Origin of the sequence: Candidatus Rhabdochlamydia sp. W815 (genome assembly GCF_018642185.1) — a bacterium.
Lineage (GTDB): Bacteria > Chlamydiota > Chlamydiia > Chlamydiales > Rhabdochlamydiaceae > Rhabdochlamydia > Rhabdochlamydia oedothoracis.
The window spans coordinates 1-7,078 of the sequence record NZ_JAAVTY010000081.1 but is presented as its reverse complement, the minus strand read 5'-3'; the positions used below and the strand labels follow the sequence as shown (position 1 = coordinate 7,078).

6 protein-coding genes and 1 pseudogene are annotated in these 7,078 nt (G+C 37.6%); 2 read left to right on the top strand and 5 right to left on the bottom strand.

All coding sequences use genetic code 11. The features are described 5' to 3' along the window. Window positions 1-179 precede the first annotated feature (179 nt). From RHOW815_RS09355 to rpsA, 5 genes are all read right to left on the bottom strand, one after another. A complete protein-coding gene (locus RHOW815_RS09355) occupies window positions 180-392 on the bottom strand; it encodes a hypothetical protein (protein WP_215217413.1) in 213 nt (70 codons plus the stop codon). Between the two features lie 20 nt (window positions 393-412). Continuing rightward, window positions 413-778, bottom strand: a complete 366-nt coding sequence (gene rbfA, locus RHOW815_RS05935) for a 30S ribosome-binding factor RbfA (protein ID WP_215217412.1) — start codon at window positions 776-778, stop codon at window positions 413-415. 1 nt (window position 779) lies between these two features. Beyond that, a complete protein-coding gene (gene infB, locus RHOW815_RS05930; protein WP_215217411.1) occupies window positions 780-3,227 on the bottom strand; it encodes a translation initiation factor IF-2 in 2,448 nt (815 codons plus the stop codon). A gap of 3 nt (window positions 3,228-3,230) precedes the next feature. Next, the gene (gene nusA, locus RHOW815_RS05925; RefSeq protein ID WP_215217410.1) at window positions 3,231-4,508 is read right to left on the bottom strand and encodes a transcription termination factor NusA; all 1,278 of its coding nucleotides are present in this window, start codon (window positions 4,506-4,508) and stop codon (window positions 3,231-3,233) included. A gap of 128 nt (window positions 4,509-4,636) precedes the next feature. Continuing rightward, on the bottom strand, window positions 4,637-6,400 hold the full coding sequence (rpsA, locus tag RHOW815_RS05920) for a 30S ribosomal protein S1 (protein ID WP_215217409.1): 1,764 nt from the start codon (window positions 6,398-6,400) through the stop codon (window positions 4,637-4,639). A 206-nt stretch (window positions 6,401-6,606) separates the two neighbouring features. Here rpsA and RHOW815_RS05915 point away from each other — a divergent pair, with 206 nt between their 5' ends. Together RHOW815_RS05915 and RHOW815_RS05910 are read left to right on the top strand one after the other, a co-directional pair. Next, on the top strand, window positions 6,607-6,810 hold the full coding sequence (locus RHOW815_RS05915) for a hypothetical protein (protein ID WP_215217408.1): 204 nt from the start codon (window positions 6,607-6,609) through the stop codon (window positions 6,808-6,810). A gap of 56 nt (window positions 6,811-6,866) precedes the next feature. Further along, window positions 6,867-7,078: pseudogene (locus tag RHOW815_RS05910) on the top strand (transposase); the annotation flags it as partial.

Genomic DNA, 7,078 nt, shown 5'->3' with positions numbered 1-7,078 from the left:
TTTTAGATACGACTTCCAAGGATATAGAAAGGGTGGAAACTTTACTAAATAACAGACCTAGAAAGGCTCTCAACTTCGAAACTCCACTAGAAGTGTTTACGAGATTATCTACAAACATGCTATGCTCGGGTGCACAATAGATGTTTTTTCAAGTATTTATATGTTCTTTTTTGTGCACTTCAAGGTTGAAAGGGCCGTTGTTTAAGTTGGCCTTGATTAAGCCGGCATGCCTTTCCTGCATAGTTCAAATTCAGCAATGCTTCTTTGCCACCTTCTAAATAAGTTTTATAGTAACGCCTTTCTGCATGACCGATGGTTTTATTGTTGGTTAATTTATGTAGGCTAGATACCAAGTTAAAAGAGGTTCTGCCAATGGGTTTATTAAATGGCAAAATACCTTCAAAATTAGGCATTAATTTTTACGAGATTTTTGTTCTTCTCGGATCTTTCCCAATACGGCATCAATACGCGCGTGTTTATCCACAGAGGTATCTAACTTAAAGGTAAGGTTAGGGAAGTAGCGCATAACCACTTTTTTAGAAGAATGAACTGCAATGAAGCCTGCAGCAGATTGCAGGGCTTCAATGGTTTCTTCTTTTACCTTTTGATTTCCAATTACACTGATGTATACTTTAGCATGATGAAGATCGCTGGTGATTTCTACTTGGGTTACAGAAACAAATTGATTAACATGCGGGTTATCCACATCTTCACGAATTACTTCTGAAATAACCTCTTTTAGCAAAGAATTTAACCTTGCAACTCGATTTTTTGCCATATTATAGCTCTTGGTCTAAATAGGTTATTTCATAAGCTTGGAATATATCTCCTACTTTAATGTCATTATTGTTTGGCAATACAATCCCACATTCATATCCTTTAGAAACCTCACGCACATCTTCTTTTACTCTTTTAAGAGATTGCATAGTTCCTTTCCAAATGACTTGCCCATCTCGTAATAAGCGCAGCTGAGAAGAGCGCTTAATAGTTCCATCGGTTACCATACAACCAGCAATGATACCTAAATGAGAGGATTTGAATATCGCTTTTACCTCTGCTGAGCCCACATCGTTCTCTTGAGGAATTTTATCTAACATGCTCCGCATTAAAGCTCTTACTTCATCAACCGCATGATAGATAATATCATAGAGCTTAACCGTTACTTTTAAGGTTTTGATTAAATTCTCTGCATGGCTCTCAACTTGGCTATGAAAACCGATAATCATCGCTTTTGTATTTTGCGCTAGTTGTACGTCTGATTCAGAGATCTCTCCAACAGCTGCGGAGATAATATTTAATTCAATTTTTTTAGACTGAATTTTTAACAAAGAGTTTTTTAATGCTTCAACAGAGCCTTGCACGTCAGCACGTAAAATGAGATTAAGAACTTTCTTTTGCACTGAATTATCTAAAAAGTTCTCTAAACCAACTCGTTTAGGTTGTTGCATCATATTGTGATGACGTTGTCCTTCAGAGCGTTTTTGAGCAATTTCAATAGCTTCTTTTTCATTTTTAACGACAATAAATTCGCTACCAGCTTCTGGCAGTCCAGAAAGACCTGTAATTTTTACAGGAGAAGAGGGCCCTGCTGTTGTAATTTCTTTTTTGAGTTCATTGTGCATGGTTTTAACCCTTGCATAATGTTGAGCAAACACGATAGCATCACCTAAGTTTAAGGTGCCATTCTGCACAAGCACGGTAGCAACCGGACCTAACCCTTTGTGCATTTCTGATTCAATCACAGTTCCTCGAGCTCTAGATTTAGGATTGGCTTTTAGCTCAAGAACTTCTGCTTGAAGAGCTAACATTTCGAGCATTTCTTTAATACCTTGCTTTGTCACAGCCGAACAATTTACAGTAATGACCTGTCCGCCCCAAGCTTCTGTTAGCAAATCTTTATCTGCTAATTGACGATAAATGTTGTCTGCGTCAAAGTTTGGTTTATCACATTTGTTGATAGCTACTAAAATAGGAACGCCAGCTGCTTTAGCTTGATCGATGGCTTCTACCGTTTGAGCTTTTATCCCTTCATCACCTGCAATGACAAGAACGACGATGTCTGTTACATCTGCTCCTCTGGCGCGCATAGAGGAAAAGGCTTCATGACCTGGTGTGTCTAAAATGGTAATGTCGCCTGATTCTGTATGACACTTAAATGCTCCGATATGTTGGGTAATATCACCGGCTTCTGAGGAGACAATATTTGATTTGCGAATAGCATCGATTAAACTGGTTTTACCATGATCTACATGCCCCATAAAGGCAATTACAGGGGGACGAATAATCAATTCATCGGTTTGACTAGCTTGAATTTCTTGTTTAATCGTCTTATCAGTAATTCGAAGTCGATCTTCTTCTGTTGTATCAATGGTGATTTCACAGTCAAAATCATGCCCTAATAATTGAATGGTGGTTTCATCATCTAGATAGTCGTTTAAAGTGAGCATAATCCCTTTCATAAACAATTTAGCAACGAGCTGAGATGCTTTAAGTTTCATTTCAGAAGCAAGATCTTTTATAGTAATAGGCAGGTGAATCTTTAATTCTTTAGGCCTAATAACAACCTCTTCTTTCTTGTGAGAACGCATTTTATGATGAGGGCGCCTTCTCCTCCAGCCTTGATCGTCTAAATCATCACGTAGTCCTTTTCTATCACGGGCATCAAATGTTTTTTGCGGTGATTTTTTGGCTGGCCGTATTTCATGAGCTGTTTTAGAACGCTGATTTTTGTCTTCCGATTCACGTGGTGTTGGTTTAAAAGAGTCTTTTTTAGGAGCATCGGAAGCCTTTGGAATAGGTACATCTTTAGATAAAGGAGGTCTTTTTAGAGCACTCGGATATCCAGCTCGAGCGGGATAGGGAGGCCTAGAAGAAGATGGAGTGTTAGGTCTTGTATCTTGCCTAAAAGAGGGGTGTTGCGGAGGGAAATTTGTTCTAAACGGTTGCGGTTTATGGCGATATTCTGGCTTAGCTGTTGAATGAGTGGACTCTGTTTTTACAACAGGAGGCTTCTGCTGAATAGGTTTCCCCTTTGTGAGTTGCTCAGCAGGAGTAGGTTTTAAAGAAGAGAAAGATGGCGCTTCTACCGTGGGAGTAGGGGATAATTCAACCGATAAAGGTTCTTTTTTCTCTTCTTTTTTTCGGAGCACAGGTTTTTTTTCTCGAGTGAGCTTAAGAGCTTCTGCAAGTTGTGCGTTTTTTATATTTATTTTTAAATTCTTGGCCAACTCTTAACCTCTTTTTTTGCGAATTTTTTCTAAAATTTTGTCCGCCATTTCTAAACTGATTTCCGGTATAATTGCCAATTGTTCAGGTGTTGCATTTAACACTTTTCGAGGAGTATCATACCCAGCACTAATTAAGCTTTCTATAATCATTCTGCTGCTAACTTCTTCAATGGTAAGCGGCTCATCTAAAGTTGGATCATCGGCAGAAGCCATTTGTGCGTGCTCAAGATTCATATTAGCTTTGTAATGGCTCATTTTTTGTATTTGTAGATCAGAGCCGCATAGCTCTCCGTTTAAACGGGCATTTCTTCCACCTTTACCAAGAGCTACAGGATAATCTTCATCATTAATCACGATAGTGATGACATTTCTTTGCTCATCAACGATCATTTTCTTAATTTCTATCGGTGCTAATGAGGATTTAAGCAAGGTGGTGGCATCACTGTTAAAAGGGATGATGTCAATTTTTTCATTATTTAGCTCGCGTATGATATTTTTGACGCGATTTCCACGTACTCCTACACAAGCTCCAACAGGATCTACTTTTGGATCTTGGGAACTAACTGCAATCTTTGTGCGATAGCCAGCTGCACGCACTATTTTTTCTATAACAATTGTATCATCTGCAATTTCAGGGACTTCTTGTGAAAACAATTGTGCAACAAATTCAGGGTGGCTACGAGATAAAATCACTTCTGCTCCGCCATTTTCTGTATCTCTTACTTCAAATAGAAGGGCTTGTACTCGATCACCTAAGTTATACTCTTCTGTTTTTGGATAAAATCGGCTAGGTAAAATACCTTCAACTTTTCCTAAATCAATGATTAAGGTTTTTTCTCTAATGACTTTTTTCACTGTACCTGAAACAATTTCATTGATCCGATGACGGTATTCTTCATAAATCACATCTCTTTCTGCATGACGTAATTTTTGAGAGATGATTTGACCTGCTGTGTGTGCGGCAATTCTACCAAAGTTTTGTGGAATAACAGAAATGTCAACAAACTGTCCTAGTTCACAATCGGGATGAAGCACGCGTGCTTCCGCAAGAGAGATCTCTTCTTCTGGAATAGTAACGAGCTCTACTACTTCTTTTTGGGCTATTACATTAATATCTCCTGTCTTAGGGTTAACCTGTACAGAAACATTAATCAAACCGCCGTGGATACTTTTACGAGCAGCCACGTATAGCGATTCTTCGATCGCAGAAATTACTACATCTCGTTTAATTCCTTTTTCTCTTTCAAGATATTCGAAGATTGCGACTAGATCTTTGTTCATCTTGCCTCTTTTTCTCTTAGTGTTTACTTTTGACTTAAATAATTAGTCAGAGTTAGCATTTGTTGTTTAAGATAAAACATATCAGCTCAGCATAAATTAAAAAATTTAATTTGTACTGAGCTGTATTTTTACTCTTCTGGGTGGTTATTAGGTTCTTTTGAAGAGGTTTTCTTACGCTTTTTGTCATGAGAAGAAGCTTTAGATCCTCCTACGACAATATCGTCTCTGTTAAATTTATTTTCATCAATTAAGTACTCTTTAATGGATAAGCCAATTTTTTTATGTTCGGGATCAAGCTTAATTACTTTAGCTGTAATTTCTTCTCCTTTATTAACCACTTCTTCTACTTTTCCAAAAGGTTGATCGGAGAGTTCTGTTACATGCACTAGAGCTTCAATTCCGTTAGAAAGCTCTATGAAAGCACCAAAGGCTGTGATTTTTGTAACAATTCCTTGAATTAAAGATCCAATAGGCATTGTTTTTTCAATACTCTCCCAAGGGTTATTGCTTAGCTGTTTTAAGCCAAGAGTGATTTTCTTACTCTCTTTGTCTACAGATAAAATCACAGCATCTACTCGATCACCTTTCTTAAGCACTTCTGAAGGATGTGACACTTTTTTAATCCAGCTCAAATCAGAAATGTGAATTAACCCATCTACACCTGGCTCTAGCTCTACGAAAGCGCCATAATTGGTCAAATTACGAATTTCTGCATTCACACAGCAATCGCAAGGGTATTTTTTTTCTACATCGTCCCATGGATTTTTCTCTGTTTGCTTAAGCCCGAGAGAAATCTTTCCTTCTTCTTTTTGAACAGAGAGAACAATAGCTTCTACTTCATCTCCTTTATTCACAACTTCGCTAGGATCTGTTACATTTTTTACCCAAGACATTTCTGATACGTGAATGAGCCCTTCGATACCTGGTTCAATTTCGATAAAAGCCCCATAAGGAACAAGGTTAACGATTTTGCCTCTTACCCGTGTGCCTGAAGGGTACTTCTTTTCAATTTCTTCCCAAGGATTGGTCTCTTTTTGCTTCATTCCTAAAGCAACGCGCCCCTTTTCTTTATCGACATGCAGGATGATTACTTCTAGCTCTTGTCCTAAAGAGACCATCTCCGAGGGATGCTTAATTCTCTTCCAAGTCATGTCTGTAATGTGTAGTAGACCATCGATGCCATCGAGATCTAAAAAGACTCCAAAATCGGTGATGTTTTTTACGCAGCCTTTGCAGATTTCCCTTTCGTGAATATTTTCTAAAAGCTCTGCTTTACGTGAGATACGCTCTTCTTCCAAAATTTCGCGGCGGGACACAACGATATTTTTACGCTCTGTATTGATTTTTAGGATCTTAAAGTCATAGCTTTGTCCAATAAACTCATCGAGATTTTTAATGCGTTTATTATCAATTTGAGAACCTGGTAAAAAAGCTTCCATGCCAATATCCACCATGAGACCGCCTTTTACTTTGCGAATGACTTTTCCTTTGACAATAGAGCCTTCTTTACAATGATGTACAATGTACTCCCATTGTCTTTGGCGACGAGCTTTTTCTCGAGAAAGTACGATTTGTCCATCTTCTCCTTCTGCCTGATCAAGATACACTTCAATGGAGCTGTTTTCATCGAGTTCTTCAGTGTCAGAAAATTCATTGATTGGAACAAGTCCTTCAGATTTTAACCCTACATCTATGATCACAAAGTCTTTTGTAATTTCTACAATTTGACCCATTAAAATTTGACCAGTATTCATTAACGCGACGGAACCTTTTCCGGCAATTTCCTCTTTTTTGTTGAGTAAATTTTTGAATTGTTTGGCTTCTTCCTCTTGAAACTCAGCATCATCGATGATGTTACTTACGTTCCAGTCGTTTAATTCTTTGTTAGACATTTAAGGGTTTCTCCTGCGTTTTATTGATAAGGAGAAAGACTATCAAATGATTCGTAATAAAATCAATCGTAATTTCACCTTCATTCTCTGGATAGGGGAGAGATGTAAAATCAGATTGTCAACTATTGCATGTTATGTCTTTTCAAGTTTGAAGTGCACAGAAGAATTAAAAAAAAGAATAGGTAGGCGATGAAAGAATCTCTATTGTGATTTTTAACAATCAAACACAAAAAGAGACCTTGCCTAAAGGCTACCATCACCTAATCTATGACCAAAGATATCAGATTTATATTTTACAAGCTAGAGGAGATACATCTAGCTCATTAGTAGCGAACTTAAGAGAAATAAAGGGCAACGAGGATACCGTCATCAGCAAGCTCAAGAAAAAGCATTTCTTAGAGCCTGTTTAAAATCTTTTCAGTAAGGCATCATAGAAGCATTTTCACTACATAAAAACCATTTGTTCGTTGTAAAAAGTGTTTTAGCAGATGGAGGATATTCTGGAGAAAAATTTGCAAAGAGCGTGCAGGAGATATTAGGATGTATAGTAGAAATAGCTAAAAGAAATACACTTCATAATTTTACAGTTATTTCCAAAAGATGGGTTGTAGAGCGTTCTTTTGCGTGGATAGAAAAATGTCGCAGGCTATGGAAAAATTGCGAAAGAAAACTACATAC

What these genes read in the sequence shown, in the direction of transcription:
- rbfA (WP_215217412.1), bottom strand. Translation starts at nt 778, where the DNA reads ATGGCAAAAAATCGAGTTGCAAGGTTAAATTCTTTGCTAAAAGAGGTT.
- nusA (WP_215217410.1), bottom strand. Translation starts at nt 4,508, where the DNA reads ATGAACAAAGATCTAGTCGCAATCTTCGAATATCTTGAAAGAGAAAAA.
- rpsA (WP_215217409.1), bottom strand. Translation starts at nt 6,400, where the DNA reads ATGTCTAACAAAGAATTAAACGACTGGAACGTAAGTAACATCATCGAT.